This window comes from Paenibacillus sp. GYB004 (assembly GCF_036577605.1).
GTDB classification, from domain to species: Bacteria; Bacillota; Bacilli; order Paenibacillales; family NBRC-103111; genus Paenibacillus_AB; species Paenibacillus_AB oceani.
Window position 1 is genome coordinate 42582 of sequence record NZ_JARBDB010000025.1, and the last position, 19884, is coordinate 62465.

The window sequence follows — 19884 nt, forward strand, 5'->3', positions numbered from 1 at the left end:
AATGGTACAAAAATTCAACTATCCGAACAATGAAACAGAATTACGTTCAATCTTAGATCAACTGTATGAGCTCGCTTCAAAATCATGGGCCGCTGGTACCCGACCTAGGGTGAAAGGCCTGCTCGAAATAATCTCGTCCGATGCTACCATCTTGACAGCAATCCATAAAGTGAAAGCTAATCAAGGTGGAAACACTCCCGGCACCGATGGTCAAACAATGAAGAGAGATATCCTTCAGATGGACGTAGAAAAGGTCCTTCCGAGGGTAAAAAGCTTACTTCATTGCTATCAACCCCAGCCCGTCCGTAGAGTCTATATTGATAAGCCGGGGAAGAGTGAAAAACGACCACTTGGCATACCTGCCATTATTGACCGAATCGCACAGGAATGCATCAGAATGATCATCGAGCCTATTTTAGAAGCTCAATTCTTTGACCATTCGTATGGGTTCAGACCGATGCAGGACGCGCATATGGCAATCGGGAGAGTCGCAGACGTCATCCACAAGACAGGATACCACTGGGTAGTCGAAGGTGACATTAGTAAATTCTTCGATAACGTGAACCATTCTATCTTGATTAAGAAGCTTTGGAACATGGGGATTCGAGATCAAAGAGTTCTGATGATTATCAAGACTATGCTAAAAGCAGGTATCATGGGCGAAATTGAATCTAACCAACTTGGCACTGCTCAAGGCGGTATCATTTCGCCGCTGCTTGCAAATGTGTACCTGAACATTATGGATGAATGGATTATCAGAGAATGGGACAGAAAGAAGACACGCACGCAATACAAGCGAGGATTCTCCAGAGCCAAGGATATGATGCTTAGAGACATCGCGAAGGGGAAATGCAAGCTCAAACCTGCATTTCTGGTGCGATACGCCGACGATTGGGTACTCATCACGACATCCAAGAAATCCGCCGAAAAGTGGAAATCAAGGGTATCTAAATACCTCAATACTAATCTTCGATTGAAGCTCTCTGAGAAGAAAACCTTAATCACAAACGTTGAGAAGAAGTCCATTCGATTTGTGGGGTTCAACTTCAAGGTTGTGAAGGGCAAATCCAGAAAGGGTTTTATATCGAGGATCAGACCTAATCCGAGTCGTCTCAAAAACAAGATTGACGAAATACACCGATTCACCAGGAAGATGAGGCATATCCCGAAAAAGGATGCTCTTGTTCACCATATTAATGTGTTGAACAGCAAAATACGCGGAGTCATTCAATACTACGAACCCGCCACTTGGGTAAATATCGATCTTCGGAAATACGCAAGGGTATTAGCATGGGCTGCGTACCGCACCTTAAAGCGTAACCATGCCGTTCGCTGGACTCCGGCGAATGAAACACATAACCTTCTCTCCGTTCATTCCGATTATACCTCGGGAATACCGGCGATCGATTACCTTGACCGTAAAGTTGGGGTTACATCACTCAAGTTTTGCAAATGGAGAAACCCGAAGTTAAAGAATCCGTTAGAAACACCGTTCACATCGGAAGGGCGTAAGCTCTATACCGAACGGACGGGAAACAAATCCACCTTAGCCAGGGCAGACGAATTAATGAGTCTTCATTATTCACTTATCGTCAAAACTGGCAGGAAACGCGGACGCGGCGGAATATACAACTTCGAGTTCTACCTAAACAGAGCATATTCATTCAATAGGGACAAAGGACGATGTAGAATCTGTGGAGGAGAGGTTACCTCTTCTGACATGGATATTCACCACATTGATCCTACGCTACCTATCGACCTGGTCAACAAGGTAAACAATCTTGCAACGCTTCATAATTCCTGCCATGAGTACATTCACAATGAAGCCGATCTTAGCCTGCTTGAGCCTAAGCCAAGGAGCAAAGTTCTTCATTTTCGTGAGAAAGTTAAAGGTCTCTTCGCTGCGGAGCTGGAACGCTCTAGTCACGATGGAGCGCCGCATGCGGTGAAAGCCGCACGTGCGGTGCGAAGCGGGGGGAAATGACTCCTAACCTCTCTACGAGGAAGGATGATCACTACCTATCGCTATTCATTTCCGGCATAACGAAACAAATCGTGGATACCGAGGCGCGCTATAATGAAGCGGGCAATAAAATCGGCGAAATGATAACGAAGGACTTCCGTTCTGTAGTCAGAGTCTTTTGGCCAGCCGGCGTTCACGATTTGGAATAGGTTGAAACAATACCGCATCAGTTGGGGGGGAATCGTCCTCTGGCCGTATAGTCCGGCCAAGGGGAGAAATCCCCAGCCGGACTTCGGGTCAAGACGTGATCATGAAAATCTCGATGAATAGCGTCGATCGAAGGTTTGAAGCTTTTTTGCACTTAATGATTGTAGAAAAATCTGCACAGGATTCAGATGAGAATATCATTATGGCCTCATATCTCGGCATTCCGGAGGCTGTATCTGCAATTTCGGCTGGATTTTTGGAAGCGCGCACTCTCCAGATTGGGAATGAGGAATTTGAACGAAATTACGATACGTACCGTCGGATGGAAAGATTGATCGGTATCGGTGACATCGCGCATGGCGTCGTGTTCAATTCCTTATTGACTATGGATGGCATACAGTCCATGCCGAATTCGCCAAAGTTCAACCGGTCGTATCTGGTTGCTCCAGACGGGATCATGTCCGATGTTTTGGCGAAACATGTCATTCATCGGTTCGGTCTACCATTTGAATGGGAGAATGAATTTGCAGGATTACTCGATCACTTTTTGTCACCATTACGTGTCATAAGGAATCCGGATTTCAACCAGTTGTGGCCGAATCTTGAAGCAGCTGTATTTACCGGAACGGAAGAATCCGTGCTGAAGGTAATCGAAATGGCTTTAAAAAACGGATTGCTGCAGATCCCGGAATGCGACGTTCAAGGGGTTTTCGACCCGTCGATGAGCATGAAAGAATACATGGTCGCAAATGCCGAGGTTATGGCTCGGAAGCTGCAGGAACAGAAGCCGCGGCATTCCCTGGAGCAGCTGCCAATACATCGCTCCATTGGCGAAATGAAGCGTATCCCCTTTCCAGCTCAGGCCCATATGATCCAGGCATTGGTGAATACGCTGGAACATGAGGATTCGGAATTTTGCTCGGGGGATATGGGGACGGGTAAATCGATTGTAGCGTGCGGCGTTGCCAACGTCCTGCATCAGATGAAGAAGGATCGCGGTATAATAAGTGGAACAGCGGTGCTACTATCAGCTCCAAGTATAACGATAAGCAAATGGAAGAACAAAGAGATCCTTGGTACGCTCCGCGGAGTAAAGGTCGAAATCATTGAAAACAGTCAAGATGCTCTTCGACTATTACGGAAAGTAAAGCAGGGCTATCGCCCAACTGGATTGGAATTCACACTTGTCGGAATAGACCGTGCAAAATTAGGTCCAGAACCGTACTTTGGCGGAGTATGGCGACGTCTCGCCGGCTCGACGGAGTATGCCTGGCACTGCCCGGATTGCGGCCGCCCCCTTATGGTTAAAGATAAAGACGCTGAAGAAGGATGTGTACCCGCTCGATGGAGTGACTTTGCCGACAGTTCACAGCCGGATATGGATGAAATCCATCAGGCGAGAGAAAAGCATCGATTACTTCCGAACGGGTTACCCCACGGCCTCAAAGTGAAATGGAGGCGCACGGGCCGGATCCAAACCTGCACTTACCATGAGGAAGGTATATTGAAAGACGGGCAAGCAACATGCCGAAGCAAATTATGGCGCCCCGCTTCTTGGCGTCGTGGTGAAACTCGAAATCGTCCACGCGAAAATATAAGTAGGATTTTCAAGCGGATGAATAAGTATTTTGATTTATATATTTGCGACGAGGCTCATCAATGTAAAGGCGAATCGTCCGGACGCGGTGATGCGTTTGCCCAGATGGTCAAAGCTGCTAAGCAAAATCTACTGCTAACTGGAACACTAACGAACGGTAAGTCTTCCAGCATCAAAGAGATTTTATGGCGTACCGATCCGAAGGCTCTACTCGATGACGGTTTCGATTACAACTCCGGAACAATCCAGTGGGCGTCCCGATACGGGAAGCTGAAACAAATTGTTGATGTTGAGAGTGACGATACCGGATGGGTGACCAAGCAAAAGCAAAAACCTCGGCAGCCAACGGAAGAGCCTGGTATCGCACCGCAATTGACGGCTCAGTATTTACTTCATAAAGCCGGCTTTTTGGAATTGTCCGACATGGGACTACCCCTCGTTGAGCTTAAAGAAATACCCATTTTCCTCGATATGGACCCCGAACATGCAAGTAAGTATTCCTTTTTCCATAACACCCTCCGTGATGAATGTATGAGACGCTCGAAAAGTGGCTCTAAAGGCGCTTGGAGCAAGTTCATTCCTGCTACCATCAACTATGCGGATCGGCCAGACTTGGGCGGTGCCGTTGTTTTTGGCTTCGGGGAAAAATGCATCTCTGCGCCGGCCTTCGAACCTGAATCCTGTCACGCCAAAGAACGCCAGCTCATTGAACTCGTTCAAAAGGAACTGGCTGAAGGCAGACGTTGTGTTATTTACAACAACTATACGGGCGAATACCAGTTGAACGAACGGATTTATGAGATTTTAACGCGCAGCGGCATTCGCTGCCATATTCTCGATGAACCGGACGCCGATAATCGTGCGGAAGTTCTGGCGCAGCTCGAGGAGGACGAAATCCCCGTCATCATTACCAACATGAAGCTGGTCGAAGTCGGTCTCGATCTTATGTACTGGCCAACGATTATCTACTACCAACTCAACTACGAGGTTTCTACTGTACGTCAATCTTCACGTCGGGCGTGGCGGCTGGGTCAAGACCGGGAGTGCCGTGTTTATTATCTCGTATACAACCGGACGCAACAAATGGCGCAGTTCATGAAAATTATGGCTGCACGCGGCCATGCACTCATGGTTGAAGGAAGACTCGATCGTTCGGAATTGGCAAAGTACTCTAGGGACGGGCAATCCTCACTGGCTGCAGATTTGGCAAACTGCTTTGCCGGTTCTGATGTGGCGAAAGCCTGGACGGAGCTTGCCGCTAAAGACCTGGAAGATGTCGAGATGGTGAACGAGACAGAATTCAAGGCCGTTCTGGAGGCGAGGATGAAGCTGCTTGTTAACGAAACGAGGCGTCTATGCGGGCTACCGCCACTAGATGCGTCCAACAGCGCAAGCGAGGAGCCAGAAGTTCATTCGGTAGAAATGAGCGAAGTACTGGATTTGTTCACAATCGCTGCTTCAGTCGTAGAAGCACCATCCGAACCGACGGTGCAGAAGGACCTTCTTGAAATGGGTCTGCTGAAAGTCGTGGAAATAAGCCAGTACAAGAAAAAGCGTTCCCGCTCCACACCGGCCGAAGGTCAGCTTGCATTTAATTTCTAGTTCGAGCACGTTACATCACTTTGTCTGAGAGATAAGCTACGATCACACGGCTTCTTCTTTTCAATGAAATTTGGAGGGATACGATGTTTTACACCATTAAGGAAAATCAATGGTATGGGTACGACGCTTACGATGGAGCGTACCACTACTTTATCCGGGCAGGCATCCCAAGTAACCGCGTTTGGTTGTTCATAGATTCCTTTGCTGATAGTTCCGCGTTGTTCTGGGACGAAGGAGACCAGGTTGGAAAGATGCTTGTATCTTGGATTGATGAACCATTCCGGTTTCAGGCGGAAGCTTTAAAACGGATAACAAATGAAGAATTCGAATTGTTTTTCAACAACGTTCCCGATTCCAGCAGGTTTATCGAGATTGACAGCACGATCGGATTTATGTTATTCGAACCGGCTTTCGAACGCGAAAACGATGCAGTGATGACATACATTCTTACGTCATGAACTTCGATCGGAGGAAGCCCCGCTGACTACTATAGCGGGGCGGTTGCCTCTTTCGGGTTAAGAATGTCCTGTGGTTTGTATTGACGGAACTAAGACGAACATTAAACATACCATGATAAACTTTAAGAGTGGGGAGGAGAGTCGAATGACCTCCTTCTTTCTCTTTCCGGAGGCGTAAGCGATGACTAAAGTACCAGATAAAGTGGCTTTATACCGACTAGAACGATTTGATCCCAAGATTCTCGAAAATTTGCCTAGTGATGTCTCCGGATATGCGATGGCCATAGGCGGAATGCCGCGAAATCATTCTGAGGTTTTCACTAAACGCGGATGGTTGCTCCCTTATTTGTTTGTCTATGACGAACTGCTGAATGGCGGCCGCTGGCTGTACTGGCTGGATATTCTTGAGAAGGGGACTATCGCCGGCAGCGGACCTATTCCTCAAATTCATTGGACGGATATTTGGAGCCCGCAGGCCCAGGCAGCGAAATCGATGCTGGATACTTGTCTTCAGCATCACGAGGCGACAATCGATAATTTTGCGGATTGGCTCCTTTGGGGACTTGGCGGATCTACTGTATGCCCGAACATTTCGGAAGGGCTGAACGAACACTTTTATCGGATTTTCGACCTGTTTTTAGTTCTGGATAATCCAACCGATTATTTGTCCAACGTTCTTGTCGATCAAACCGGAAGGGGCTACCATCAAGGCCTCGGCTACTACCCAACTCCGTTTAATATATGCCGCTTTATGGTAGAGATCCTACATGGGGCGGGGGAGCGGGAGGAGATGAAGAGACAGACCGTAAACGATCCATGCGTAGGGTGCGGTGCCATGCTCTTGCCGGCATCCAACTATTTTCTTCGCGCTTATGCGTCGGATATTTCAGGTATAGCAGTCAAGCTATGTACCATTCAAATGTTTTTTTATGCTCCCTGGTATGCTAAGCCAGGCCAGGTGCTAGGTTTCGACGAAACAGCGAGGCCCATCGAACTGGTGCTTGCGAAGCCGGGGAAAAAGGTGGCGCCGGGACAGCTGGAATTCGTTTTGTAAAGATTAAGATGGACAAAGGGTAATACCTTTGATATGATAAAAGTGTTAAATTTGCTTAATTTGCTCAGATGAGCCTTTTGCCGAGTTTAAAGCCCTATGGGTGGTATTACCTTTTTAAAGGTATGCCCCCCATAGGGCTTTTTTGCGTTTCCTACATTTTACCCAAACAAACGTTCCTATCGGAGCGTTTGTTTGTTTTTTATAAACACTGGGTCTACCAACCATAAGGAGGAAAATTATATGTACAAAGCGACACCTTTCATCGGAGAATCCATTACGGCATGCCCCCCTATCGATACGAAACCAGCTTTCAATAAGTATAGCAGCTGGGCGTATGAGTTTCGAAGGTGGGTCTCCGAGCGCTACAGCAGATTTCAAGTATGGTGGGACGAAGTGGACGAGCAGCCGGATGGCGTAGATCCATTCGATCAACCTCTTTTTCAGCGAGTACCGAAGTACAACCGGGCCGCAGACGAGCAAACTTTGGAACTATGTTAATGTTGGAGCGGCGTGCCCGCTCCTTACAATCGAGGAGGTTAATCACATGAACAACCAAATTCACACATCTTTGGGACTATTAGAATCGCATAATCAACACATTCTGGTACAATTGCTTCCTTTTGTTGTGGATGTGCTCGAAGAACTGGAATGCACGAATTGCAAATTCGAATCCACGGCCCTGCCGGATCCTCATCAATATCTCGATCAAAAGGAGTTTGCTCGAGAAATTAATGAAAACTGGCATTGTACCTTCTACGTTAACGGGTATTTTGCCTTTCAGTACCGGCTAATCCACAATATCGACAATAATGAGGAGTCTCGTTTCATTCACAAAATCGCTGCGCAAGATGATCAGCTATATTTTAGAATGAGCGGCCCTTTTCAGGAAGTCAACGATTGGACAGAGGCCAAAGACGCCATTCGCTGCAGGCTTCGCCGATTAATCCAAATAACGATACCATTGATTGAGCAAACAGCCGAAACGGTGAAATCGACGCTTGGTGATTTCTCCATTCGTTATGACAATCATGATCATGACGGAATCACCTATCGCTGCACTGAAGGCAGGCATACGTTTTACTTGAAAGTGAACCATTTCGGAGAAGTACTCCGTAGGGATGACACTTATCTCGTTGGAAGCAAATATTTCAAAGTCGGAGAAATATCTGGTCATCATGTTTTTACACCAGAACGAATGAAACAGCTGATGCTTCAGGATGCTTTTCTGCAGGTCACCTATAACGACCTCATTCGTAAGTACAAGTCGATTCCGCACGCCGAGTACCGGGCGCTTGAACTCCTATTCGCGACATATGTGCTGACGGACACGGCCATGGAACGGCTATATTCGGAACAGAGGTAGCTATACAAACGAATATATAATATGGTATTATAGAGTAGTAATTTCTTATTTCGTTGCTCTCTTGAGCCTTATTGTGAGTATTAAACCCTACGGGTGGATTCTTCTTATGGAAGAAGTGTGCCTGTAGAGTTTTTTTATTTTTCGGGCGCTTACAAGCCGACTGAGCATACTGCCATCTTGGTAGTGTGTCTACAGTCGGCTTTTTATTTTATAGATCATACCCTACTAAGGAGGAGTTTATGGAAACAGCGAATGTAAGCATCGATATTCAAACCTTTCTCAACGAAGTGACCAAAAGATCGATTATGGACGACGCAGCTGCGGGTATGCAACGAGCGATGGATCTACTCTATCTTGTCATTTACTCCCCAGTCGTCCGTATAGGAGATGTCGATTTTAGTCTCTTCACCCTGAAAGACGGGGAGCGGGCGTATGACGCGATTCGCGATTACGAGGCTGACGACATCGATGATGGTGATGAAGAGGAAAACAAACAAAATCTATTGGTAGAGATCAACAGGGTCGGGCACGCAGCAGGAATATCCTCTTCGTTGAAGGCGAAAAAGACCCCAAGGAGGTTTTTCTGATGACGGCCTCATTATTTCTACCGTCGCATGTCCAAATGGAATGGCAGGAAGCGATGGATAACTTATTAGTCGCGAAAGAGATGCACGATCACGGGTATCCTTTGCCAGGCAACTGGAAGTTCTGCGAGAATGGCATCCTATTCTACCGGGCGGTTGCATTTTTATTCGGTTCTTCAGATTTTGATGAGTTGAATGAGTGCACTTACGAAATACGCTTTCCGGAACGATTCGAATGGTTATCGCTCCGAGATAAGCATCCGGAAATGGAGGGTGAAGAAGCTTGGATCATCGAACCGGTCCGAGCGCTTGACACCCATTACAGCTTTTCTTCTGTTGAAACTTCTTTTACGGACGATGGATTTAAAATCGAAAGCGACGGTTATGGGACGGATTCCTTTCATTTCGTAAAGGGCTTCGTTGAATTCAAAGAACGTTTCTTTTACAAACTTACAATTTGGAGGGAAAGAGATGCAACTAGCTCTGCAGACGAGCAGACAGGACGAAACATTGATTCGGTTGCCTAGAGGAGGCTTACTGGCAACTGTTGAAGATTATGTAAATGGACTTATGGTTAAGAGTGAGCGCATCCGGACGGATGAGCTCATTTTTGCTTTAATGACCATGCTTGATAATGCTGACATTCGAAGGTTCTTAGTACGGGACGGACAGAAACATTTTTCTCTTCTGGAGATATTCGGCCCGATGATTGAATCTTCATCGAATACCAATGAGATTAACCAAGTATTCAAGCTTTTCTTGCAGCGCTTTGGTGAAGAAAGCGATCGAGACACAATTTTACGGTTTTTCTACACCTTCACTGAGAATATCGATGTTTCATCGCTCAGTGAGCAGGGACTGAACAAGCTGTTATCACAGGTTCTAATGCGGGTTGAAGAATTGGAGGACTCCAAGTATTTTGATAATCTCCTCACAACTTTGTTAGGGAAAGTCGACATCTCCAATTCTCCTGATGCATTTATCACCGCAGTATTCGGTGCGCTTTTGGAGGGCATTAACCGACAGGAAAACGAGCAGCTCCTACGCTCCATGTTCTTGACTCTTACCAAGAAATTGGATCAAAGTTGGATTCTGGAGTATTTGCGTCCTATTACGGCACGTCATCAACTAACCAGCCCGCTGTTGCCGCGCAATTGCCTTCTTTATCAAGAGAACGGTGCCGGCTGCCGCACGGTTGCCATAGAAGTCGAGAAACAGCGATTTAATGTTCAATATGGAAACGCCTTGTACAAGGACGTTGGATACCCGAAGATGATCGTGCGCCCGTATAGGGAACAAATTGAAACTCGCCTAGTAGCATAGACGCAGGAACAGACGCGAATTTCCTGTCCTCGATCGGCTCATCCGGAGTGGAAACACAATGGGGAGTGCAGCATGCCGATAAAGCCCAAGTCATCTAACTACCATGATGCGACTGAGGGTGGGGGAAAAGTTGTAAATAAGGATGAAAGCTAAACTGCTTGAACGATAGCTCAAGGGGAGTAATTCGGCTCTTGGCGGAAGGTAGTTATGACACGCCAATTGGTGGTGACTTCTTAAGTAAAGGTCATGCTCGAGAAGTTTGCGTCTCAACACCAGCCAACTTCTGTAAGGAGTAAAGAGCGAAAGTCGCATCCGACATTACGATACGCTGTTTCGATTGTTCTAAACGGGGATTACCTAAACCAGTACGCTTTCTGAGCTATGTCTAATGTGAGACTGAATAACTGGCATGGTAACGGAGTTCCCGTAGTAGTCCGAGCCCGGGAAAACCGCGGCACACTTATATCGAAGGATATAAGACACCTTGACGGTGCTGGCGAAGGGGAACAGTTTATCGGGTTACTACTCTATTGGGAAGGGGCGCGAGGCTCCATGAGAGATCCAAAAGTGGTATTAACCAATCTGGCGGAACACTCACACGATCAAGTATACGAATACCGAAGAATCTACCGTAATCTCTACAATCCAGAGTTCTTTCTGAGGGCATATCGAAGCATTTACGCCAAAGAAGGGAATATGACGGAAGGTTCTGACGGAAAAACAATCGATGGTATGAGTACGGAACGGATTAATAATATTATCGACCAGATCAAGGACGAATCGTACCAGCCTAAACCTGCTCGAAGGACCTACATCCCTAAAAAGAATGGCAGTAAGCGTCCATTAGGGATTCCCTCAATTGACGATAAACTGGTTCAAGAAGTCGTTAGGGATATCCTGACAAGTATTTACGAAGCTTCTTTTTCACCTAATTCACATGGTTTCAGACCAAACCTGAGTTGCCATACGGCTCTCCTCCAGATCAAACACACCTTTGTAGGAACCAAGTGGTTTGTCGAAGGCGACATTAAAAGTTTCTTCGACAACATAGATCACCATGTGCTCGTCGCGCTTCTAAGAAAAAGAATTAAGGATGAGAAATTTATTAATCTTATCTGGAAATTCCTTAAAGCTGGATATTTGGAGGATTGGCGATTCCATCGAACGCATAGCGGAACGCCTCAAGGAGGAATCATCAGCCCAATCCTGGCTAATATCTATCTAAATGAACTCGACAAATACATGGAAGAGTTTAAGGAGAAGTTCGACGTAGGCAAGGTTAGAAGGGCCAATCCTAATTGGAGATATTATCAAGGGAAGCTATACCGGCTTAAAAAGCTCCATAAGGATACTTGGCCAAGCTATACTCGGAAGCAAAAAGACGAAATCATTGCTTATAAGAAGGAGCTTGAAAAGCTAAGGGACCCACATCCATTCTCGGACGCTATGGATTCTGGATATAAGAGGATGCAATATGTGAGGTACGCTGATGATTTTCTAATTGGAATCATCGGTTCCAAAAAGGACGCCGATCTCATCAAGAAGGATGTAGCAGATTTCCTAAAAAACAGGCTGAATTTGGAGCTCTCACAAGATAAAACTCTTATCACGCATAATGATAGTAAAGTGCGGTTTCTGGGCTACGATATAGGGATTGTAAAAGATAACACTTCGAAAAAAGGTAAGGATGGCACAAAAAATAAAGTCTACAACATGAGACCAGAACTTTTCGTTCCCTCTGGGCTCGTAAGGAATAAGCTGCTGCAACTTAGGGTACTCCGCATTAAGCAATCTGGTCAATGGTCTGCAGTACACAGATCAGAATTCGTCAATCATGATGATCTCGAAATTATTAGTCAATATAATTCGGAGATTCGTGGACTATACGAGTACTATAAACTTGCGAGGAACGTGTACAGCTTACAAAGCTTCAAATACATCATGGAATACAGTATGTACAAAACCTTTGCAAATAAGTATAAGTCCTCGATTAGTAAAATCATCACGAAATACAGCATAAATGGCGAATTTGGAATTGTATACTCGACCAAACGCGGTATTAAGACGAGGTTCCTTTATAACGAAGGATTCAAGCGTGACCTTACGAGTTCAGCAGCTTCTTTAAACATCGATAATATGCAAAATCCATTTCAGTACTCATCCCGGGGTAGCTTGATTGAGAGACTCTTAGCTAGAAAATGTGAATGGTGCGGGAGAGAAGATATCTCCTTAGAAATGCACCATATCAAAAAGCTAAAAGACCTCAAAGGCAAGAAGACGTGGGAAAAGTTCATGATTGCTCGGCATAGGAAAACAATTGCACTCTGCAAAGACTGCCATGTTTCCTTGCATGCCGGCAAACTAGATTGATAAACGGAGAGCCGTATACACGGAGACGTGTACGTACGGTTCGGGGGGGAGCGTTTGGAAACCTGCCATCGAAAGATGACAAGGCGCCGGGCGCTTACCCTACTTTGTATTTAAGATTTTTCCTAGCAGCCAAATGTCGGCAAATATCCTGACCGTTACGGACAAGGTCATTGGGCCAAATTCGGAAGTGTTTTACTATCCGTATTCCAATGTCCAGCATGCCGATAAGAGTATGCAAGCATGCTGGCCGGAACTGTCCAAAATAGGTGAGGGGAAGGATATCTACAACAACTTGCATTTGTTATCTACCCTTCCTTACCTGTTTCTGAACAGTCCCAGCAATAACGATCTTTACAAATACGAGAATCTTCGGGATCGGTTTATTGAATTCTCCGACAAAGACTTTGATGATGGGACTCTCGAAAGTACGGGAAAAACCTTAGCGGACTATTTGACTCTTCCTCGAGCTGGAATCGCTCGTCCGGAAGAAGATATCGATGAAGATGATGAAGAATTCGATGACTACGAATAAACCTATTGGAGGCAACGATGGATACTACAGCAAATACACATGAGCAATTATCGCTTTTCGGTGATGAGTATGCACCGACTACGGTCGATAAGAAAAAAGCGAATTCGCAAAAGCTATCAAAACCGGTAAAACCAGCGAACTCGCCGGCACGGTCGGCCAAAGACCAAAACATCGAAATCGATTTAGATTTCACGGTTCATTACGCCACACATACCTTTCAACTTACCGATTTCCTTTCCGAAGTTCCGGATTCGGGGAAGATCTCGCTGAAACAGCTCCGAGAGAAAATGGAGTTGCATTTTTTCGAGCTCACCGAAGAAAGAACGGTATGGGATTACGATCTGGAAACCAGGAGGCTCATGCCTTATGCGTCCGGGACGACGAAGGGATGGATGGTATGAGCATTCGAGGGTTCTTTTGGCATATGTCGGAATTTATGAAAACAAGAACTCCTAAGCTGTTTAACATTGTAGCCGGCAGAGATGGCAAGTTGTACGAAATCCGGAAAGAACCGATTGGCATCATGGTATCCCACGTAGAACAGATCGCGGAGCTCGACGATGTGCCAACCGGATTCCGATTTGATTTGCCGAAAATTCCGGGCAAAATCTTGGATCAGGTACTTTGTTTTTTTCGTGACTACTGCAACGAATGGGATATGAATGAGGTCATGGTGCAGATCTTCTGGGATACGGTTGATCGAAGGTATATAGTGGAGTGTCCCCATCAATGGGTCAAGCATGATCGGATCGATGCGACCTTCAAGAAGAAGCTGGACGTTGAAAGTCGATATATCGAGGTCTGCCACATCCACTCCCATAACTCCATGTCTGCCGAATTTTCAGAAACTGATGATGAGAATGAGAAAGCTTTTATGCTCTATGGCGTCATCGGGCGACTTCATCGCAAAATGGCGGAGATGCAGCTGCGGGTAGGATACAACGGGAAATATTTTCTTTTGCCGTTGGAGCGGATTTTTGATTCTCCGCACTTGGACTCCCCAATCTTTCTTCCATACCCAGCGGAGTGGAATAATCGGGTTCATATTGTACAGTAATTTAGAGGAGAAGAACTCTGCCAAGTGGTTGCAGTTCTTTTTTCTTATTTTAAGGAGGGTTTCCATGCCTAATCGGCTATACCTAAAGAAAAGTGACAAAGCTCGAGTCCTGTACCAGATCGTCGTGATCGGATGTGGAGCAAATGGCTCGCATTTTATTCGAGGCTTATGTCAGGACATTTCTACCCATCTTCGAGCAGCCAAGAGTAATTTCAATTACGAACACTTTCTTTACGATTTGACCATCGTTGACGGAGATCGGGTTGAGTCCAAAAACCTTGACAACCAGCTCTTTTGCGAAGAAGACGTGGAAGCGGAAGAGTACAAAGCCATTGCCCTTGCCGAACGATACGGCGAGCATTACGGAATAGATGTGAAGCGGGTCACTTCGTACGTTAAAGATTTAGAGCTGCTCGAACAGCTACTTCCCGTGCCTCCCGTATCGGAAAAAACACAAGTCATTCCGGTCCTAATAGGCATGGTGGATAACGTGCGCCCATAAGGGCATGAAGTGATTGCGTTCTATAGCGCTAGGAAGATGACTCTTATCTCCTGACACCTTATCCGGAGGGGAAACCTAATGGGGAGTATAGCATGGTGTAAAAGTGAGGCATTTCATGAACCACGCATGGGTGCGCTTAACCGAGGGAGAAAAGAGGTTGTATGGTTAAAGCTGGATTGCTTGAACCCAAGTTCTAAGGCGGGTAGAACCATCCCCCTGCTCGTAAACGTGGGAAATAGGGCAGGTAGACCAGGTGAACACGGGTTTGTTATCCCCGTGATCAGTCATTCCAAGGTCTTGCCGGTCGCAATAAGCGACTCAACTGAACGAAATGGGAACCTAACCAACCTCAGTAACTATCACTTTCATGGCTAAATGGGGATTACCTAAGTTGGAACGCCTGCAAAGGCTATGATTGACGAATCTGAATATCCAATATGGTAACGGAGCTTTCGTAGTAGTCCGAACGCGGGAAAACCGCGTACATGGCGAAGGAAAGCAGGATAATATCGCTTAACAAAAGCAGAAAGGTTATGGTGTAAGACCATGCAGGGACCATCTACTTTATTAAGCGTCTTGAAATCTAAGTCGAAAGAAAGCGACTATGCCTTTAAAGATCTGTATAGAACGCTATACAATCCTGAATTTCACCTTAAAGCTTACTCAAAACTTGCTCCCAATCAAGGAAATATGACCGCCGGAACTGATGGTAAAACCATCGATGGCTTTGGGATGGCGAGAATCGAGAAGGTGATCGCTGCTCTCCGCGATGAGAGTTACCAGCCGGCACCAGTCCGCAGAACTTACATCCCTAAAAGAAACTCTGAAAAATTGAGACCTTTAGGGATTCCGTCTTTCGATGACAAGGTAGTACAGGAACTCATTAGAGTAATATTGGAGGCAATCTATGAGGACACTTTTTCGGAGTTCTCACATGCCTACCGACCTAGGAAGAGCTGCCACACCTGCATTGCACAGGTTAAGACACTGGGCAAAGGCACCAAATGGTGGATTGAAGGCGATATTAAGGGTTTCTTCGATAACATCGACCACGACATCATGATCAGCATTCTTCGGAAAAGGATTACTGATGAAAGATTCCTGAACCTCATTCGTAAGTTTCTCAATGCTGGGTATATGGAGGATTGGAAATTTGCCAACTCGTACAGCGGAGCCCCGCAAGGAGGCGTCCTGAGTCCGATTCTCTCTAACATATACCTAAACGAGTTTGACCAGTTTATGGGGAAACTCGCCGAGTCTTTCTCGACTGGTGAGAAAAGAGGGTACAGCCTTGCTTACGTAAACGCAAACTCGAAAGTGAGACAACGGAGGAAGAAGTACAAGGAATGTGATGATCTGGCGAAAAAGAAGCAACTGCTTACGGAGATTAAAGCCTTAGAGAAGTACTATCGCTCAATATCATCAATGGATGACATGGATAGTGGCTTCAAAAGACTGAAATATTTTAGATACGCGGATGATTTCCTTGTTAGCATCATTGGGAGCAAAGAGGATGCGGTAGCAGTCAAAGAACAGATCAGAGATTTCCTATCAAGGGAACTCAAACTGGAACTTAGTGCTGAAAAAACGCTGATCACCCACAATTCGCAGACGGTTAGATTCCTTGGCTATGACATCAAAATCAATCACAGCCAAAAGGTCCTGAACACATCACGAGGAAGGAGCAGGCAACTAAGCGGTAATGTATTGCTCGCAATGCCTTACGACAGGATCAGGGACTTTATGATAAGGAATGGCTTCATACTCTTTAAGGGAGATGGAACCTGGAAGGCAACGCATGTAAAGAAATATCTCAACTACACTGAACTTGAAATCGTTAGAACATATAACGCTCAAGTTCAAGGGTTTTATGAGTATTACAAGCTTGCCAACAATGTTTTCAGACTCCACAATCCTTATTTCCTTATCCATCAGAGCTTCCAAAAAACCTTAGCCAACAAGAACAAAACGACATCTCAAAAAATACGAGATAGTCACACTTTCGAAGGTAAGCTAGGGGTTAAGTTTGAGGATAAGAAAGGCAACACAAGGATTGCATACCTTTATAGCGGCCCCTTCATTAGGGAGGACCTCCCCGTAGACAATGGTCTAGTGGACATTATTCCTAACTGGTTAATCTACTACAACGGGACCACCCTAGAAGAAAGAATCAAAGCCAGCAAATGCGAGTGGTGCACAAGCGAAAATGGACCGTTTGAGATTCACCATACAAGGAAGCTCAAAGACTTAAAAGGCAAAAGGCTATGGGAACAAGTCATGATCGCGCGAGCTAGGAAAACAATGGTCCTTTGTAAAAGGTGCCATATCGACCTCCACGCGGGAAGACTCGACTAGTTCAAGGCGAATGATTTATCTGGAGAGCCGGATACGCTGAAAGGTGTAAGTCCGGTTCGGGGGGGAGCGCTTGGAGACCTGTCATCGAAAGATGACAAGGCGCCGGGCGCTTACCCTACAATCGAACGCGGCAGCTGCTGGATGACTTTTTTTATTCCGTTTCCCACGAAACACTCATTTATATCGACGCGGGTGTGGAAGGCGTTCTTTACTCGAACTCGGATCGGCGCGACCTTACCGATGAAGAAAAGAAATCGATGGACCACAGTGGATTCGGCGGGCAAATTGTTTGCGGCCTAAAATTCAATGGTGAAGTTATCCTAGAGCCGGTTGGCCAAATATTTTCGAATATTTTGGAGGATGCTATGTCCCACTTTCCGGGTGAAGGCTGCGGCGATTTGATTCACGAGGCCCCACAGCGCTGTGCGACCAATAAATTTGCCGCACAACTTGCGAATAACGTCCTGAACAATTTATTCCACACGGACAGCATTTACACGCACGTCATTAATTTTAATGCACAAACCGGATGCAGCGGCGGTCTGGTTACGTTTATAGGTGATGCGATCGTCCGAAGCTTTCAAACCAAAAAAGAAGAGGTACAACCGGTTGATGAAGAGGAGTGGGTGTCGTGAATCGGATTGCATTCATCACAGAGTCGTCAACCCGACACGAAAACCCGCTGCCGGCCAACCAGTTTTACCAGAGTCCTCGCAGCCGTTGGGTCAACGCTGTTATACAGTATATGGAGGTTCGTAAATTTCCGACCGAATGTATCTTCTTTCTCAGTTTCCAAGGCCAACGAATCGTGGGCTATGACGAAATCGTAGAACCGTATCCGAGGCAAAAATGGCATCCGCGGCGATCCGATTGCGAGATGTTTGCAGTAAAAATACTTGCTTTCGTGCTGCAGATGACGCCTGCTCCCTTCGTAGAGATTCACGCAGGTCGGACCATTTCCGACCCGCTGAAACGACTATTCCAACAACATGGCCTCGAATTCCGGGTTTACGGGGATGGAGTCCCCTTGGGAATAAAGCCAGGTTGGTATGAAGGGATGATCGAGGAAGAGCTCAACCAACGAAGAATGAAAGAAATCGAACGCGAGAAGCTGCATGTTTCATCGCTGATTCGGTTTCAGACTCCTCAAGAGGCGAGCGGAATTATTGAGCAATTTGAGGGTCGGGCTCATTTGTACGGAATCGAAGCCAACATGGAGGAGCTGAAAAGGCTGCTCGGCTGCTATCGCCAAAAGTGTAAAGACGCAAAGAAGGCATGCACCGAATTTGAAAATGCGATGGGTGAAGAAGACACACTCGGCGAACTCTATAGCAATCTACAGTCCGTGCAATCACTGGCTGATCTTCACGCACGTTGCGATTTCGAAGGACTGAAGAACAGGTTCGGTGCGAGTATTGCCAAGCTGAGGCTTTATCTGATCAAGCACAATTATGAACTCATGGCTGAAAATAATGTTTTTGCGGCCCTGCAGCGGATGCAAATAGCTCTGCTCAAGTAAGCGAGCATGGAAGGTGAAGGTATGGATTACAGGGCGAGACGTAGCCATTCTCTCTAATCTCAGGTGCGATTGAAGGAGCGGGATTTTCCGCTTTGCGGTTCATTGTAGCCCCCTTCTGCGAGCTCCCAACAGGGATAAGTAGCACTTGCGTCTTCTGGCAATCTGCAAGGTCGAGGAAGCGCAAGAGGACAAAAAGAGTCCTGCCTATATTTCCGAATCGATCCATTCTGATTTCGGAAAATAGGAGAGATGGCTATATGAAAGGCGAGACAGCAGTACATTCGGGTTTATCTTGCATTCGCTGGTTCGGAGGAAAAAAGTGGCTTTCCAAATCGATCCTTCCTTATATACCCACGCATCATTGTTGGGTAGATCTCTTCGGCGGAGGCGCCCATATGACGGTGGCCCGGCAGCCAAGTAAGGTCGAAGTATTCAATGATAAAGACTGCGACCTGATCAATTTTTACTTGCTGTTACGGGAGCAAAAGGAGCAGCTGATCGAAGCGCTGGAATCCCTTCCTACGAGTCGCTTTCTATATGAAAAGTGGTTAGGCGAGGAATTACCGGAGGAACCGTTTGAACGTGCCGTTCGTTGTTTTTATTTACTTCGTCATAGCATTATACCAACTCCAAATCAATTGAGTGGTTGGCGTGCGGGGAAGGTTAAAAATTCTGCTGTAGACTACCAGAATGCGGTCGCCAAGCTGGAGGCTTTTGAAAAGCGGTTCCGCTCCGTCATGATCGAATGCTTGGACTTCCGAAAGATAATCGAACGCTACGACGGGCCGGACGTGTTTTTCTTTGTCGATCCACCTTACGTAGGTCGTGAAGGTTGCTATAAGGGTGGTTTCAAGCACGAAGACCATGCTGAGCTGGCTTATATGCTCCGGCATATTGAGGGGAAATGCATGGTAACTTACTTCGGCGACCCCGTTATCCTGGAACTCTATAAGGATTGGGACTATATGACTCTCGAAACGAAGGTCGGCTCCGTACGAAAGGCAGCCCTTGGGCAGAAACGAAGAGTCGAAACGGAATACCTGTTCATGAACTACGGATCTGAATCGTCAGGTCACGATTTGGTTATTTTAATCTAATAGAGGAGTGTAATCCATGATCCGGAACATAGCTATGATCAATATGCATGCAGGCTTCGTTGCTGAAGCGTTGGAACGAGGCGAAGACGCCGTTCGAATCGAAATGAACAGATTAATCAAATACAAATACTTGGAGCTCCATTTTTCCTTCGATGAAAACGGAGAGAAAAATGAAACCTACCGATTTCTGATTCACCCGAAATTCAATCGGCGAATATTGGGGATATATCGATCGAGTACATTCGAACACCATGCGTTCACGTCATTAATTACTGGGTCGGGAATTGCCTGATGTACAATG

The 19884-nt window shown here is 46.2% G+C and carries 18 protein-coding genes; all 18 read left to right on the forward strand.

Annotation, left to right across the window (positions count from 1 at the left end):
• Position 1: 1 nt before the first annotated feature.
• The 18 genes from ltrA (at position 2) to PV433_RS10820 (ending at position 19583) form a co-directional block, all read left to right on the forward strand.
• Positions 2-1984 carry a group II intron reverse transcriptase/maturase gene (ltrA, locus tag PV433_RS10735; RefSeq protein ID WP_332072139.1) on the forward strand — a complete coding sequence of 661 codons (1983 nt, stop codon included), beginning with the start codon at positions 2-4 and terminating at the stop codon, positions 1982-1984.
• A gap of 289 nt (positions 1985-2273) precedes the next feature.
• Positions 2274-5369, forward strand: a complete 3096-nt coding sequence (locus PV433_RS10740) for a helicase-related protein (protein ID WP_332072140.1) — start codon at positions 2274-2276, stop codon at positions 5367-5369.
• An 83-nt stretch (positions 5370-5452) separates the two neighbouring features.
• Positions 5453-5827, forward strand: coding sequence for a hypothetical protein (locus tag PV433_RS10745; RefSeq protein WP_332072141.1), 375 nt, complete (start codon positions 5453-5455; stop codon positions 5825-5827).
• Positions 5828-6008: 181 nt separating this feature from the next.
• Complete coding sequence (locus tag PV433_RS10750; protein WP_332072142.1) at positions 6009-6881, forward strand: N-6 DNA methylase; 873 nt, start codon at positions 6009-6011, stop codon at positions 6879-6881.
• 240 nt (positions 6882-7121) lie between these two features.
• Positions 7122-7379 carry a hypothetical protein gene (locus PV433_RS10755; RefSeq protein WP_332072143.1) on the forward strand — a complete coding sequence of 86 codons (258 nt, stop codon included), beginning with the start codon at positions 7122-7124 and terminating at the stop codon, positions 7377-7379.
• Positions 7380-7425: 46 nt separating this feature from the next.
• Positions 7426-8244 (forward strand): hypothetical protein, encoded by an 819-nt coding sequence (locus tag PV433_RS10760; protein ID WP_332072144.1) that lies wholly within the window; start codon positions 7426-7428, stop codon positions 8242-8244.
• Positions 8245-8483: 239 nt separating this feature from the next.
• Complete coding sequence (locus PV433_RS10765; RefSeq protein ID WP_332072145.1) at positions 8484-8831, forward strand: hypothetical protein; 348 nt, start codon at positions 8484-8486, stop codon at positions 8829-8831.
• Entirely contained in the window at positions 8831-9355 is a 525-nt protein-coding gene (locus PV433_RS10770; protein ID WP_332072146.1) for a hypothetical protein, read from the forward strand. Before PV433_RS10765 ends, PV433_RS10770 begins: the two co-directional genes overlap by 1 nt.
• Positions 9300-10151, forward strand: coding sequence for a hypothetical protein (locus PV433_RS10775; RefSeq protein ID WP_332072147.1), 852 nt, complete (start codon positions 9300-9302; stop codon positions 10149-10151). Before PV433_RS10770 ends, PV433_RS10775 begins: the two co-directional genes overlap by 56 nt.
• A gap of 552 nt (positions 10152-10703) precedes the next feature.
• A complete protein-coding gene (locus PV433_RS10780; protein WP_332072148.1) occupies positions 10704-12521 on the forward strand; it encodes a reverse transcriptase/maturase family protein in 1818 nt (605 codons plus the stop codon).
• Between the two features lie 133 nt (positions 12522-12654).
• Complete coding sequence (locus PV433_RS10785) at positions 12655-13053, forward strand: hypothetical protein (protein WP_332072149.1); 399 nt, start codon at positions 12655-12657, stop codon at positions 13051-13053.
• Between the two features lie 17 nt (positions 13054-13070).
• A complete protein-coding gene (locus PV433_RS10790; RefSeq protein ID WP_332072150.1) occupies positions 13071-13454 on the forward strand; it encodes a hypothetical protein in 384 nt (127 codons plus the stop codon).
• The gene (locus PV433_RS10795) at positions 13451-14110 is read left to right on the forward strand and encodes a hypothetical protein (RefSeq protein ID WP_332072151.1); all 660 of its coding nucleotides are present in this window, start codon (positions 13451-13453) and stop codon (positions 14108-14110) included. Before PV433_RS10790 ends, PV433_RS10795 begins: the two co-directional genes overlap by 4 nt.
• 64 nt (positions 14111-14174) lie before the next feature.
• Positions 14175-14612 (forward strand): hypothetical protein, encoded by a 438-nt coding sequence (locus PV433_RS10800; protein WP_332072152.1) that lies wholly within the window; start codon positions 14175-14177, stop codon positions 14610-14612.
• Positions 14613-15158: 546 nt separating this feature from the next.
• A complete protein-coding gene (locus PV433_RS10805; protein WP_332072153.1) occupies positions 15159-16967 on the forward strand; it encodes a reverse transcriptase domain-containing protein in 1809 nt (602 codons plus the stop codon).
• A 257-nt stretch (positions 16968-17224) separates the two neighbouring features.
• On the forward strand, positions 17225-17602 hold the full coding sequence (locus tag PV433_RS10810) for a hypothetical protein (protein ID WP_332072154.1): 378 nt from the start codon (positions 17225-17227) through the stop codon (positions 17600-17602).
• Positions 17599-18486 (forward strand): hypothetical protein, encoded by an 888-nt coding sequence (locus PV433_RS10815; protein ID WP_332072155.1) that lies wholly within the window; start codon positions 17599-17601, stop codon positions 18484-18486. The genes PV433_RS10810 and PV433_RS10815 overlap by 4 nt, the downstream gene beginning before the upstream one ends.
• 257 nt (positions 18487-18743) lie before the next feature.
• Positions 18744-19583 carry a DNA adenine methylase gene (locus PV433_RS10820; RefSeq protein WP_332072156.1) on the forward strand — a complete coding sequence of 280 codons (840 nt, stop codon included), beginning with the start codon at positions 18744-18746 and terminating at the stop codon, positions 19581-19583.
• Positions 19584-19884 lie beyond the last annotated feature (301 nt).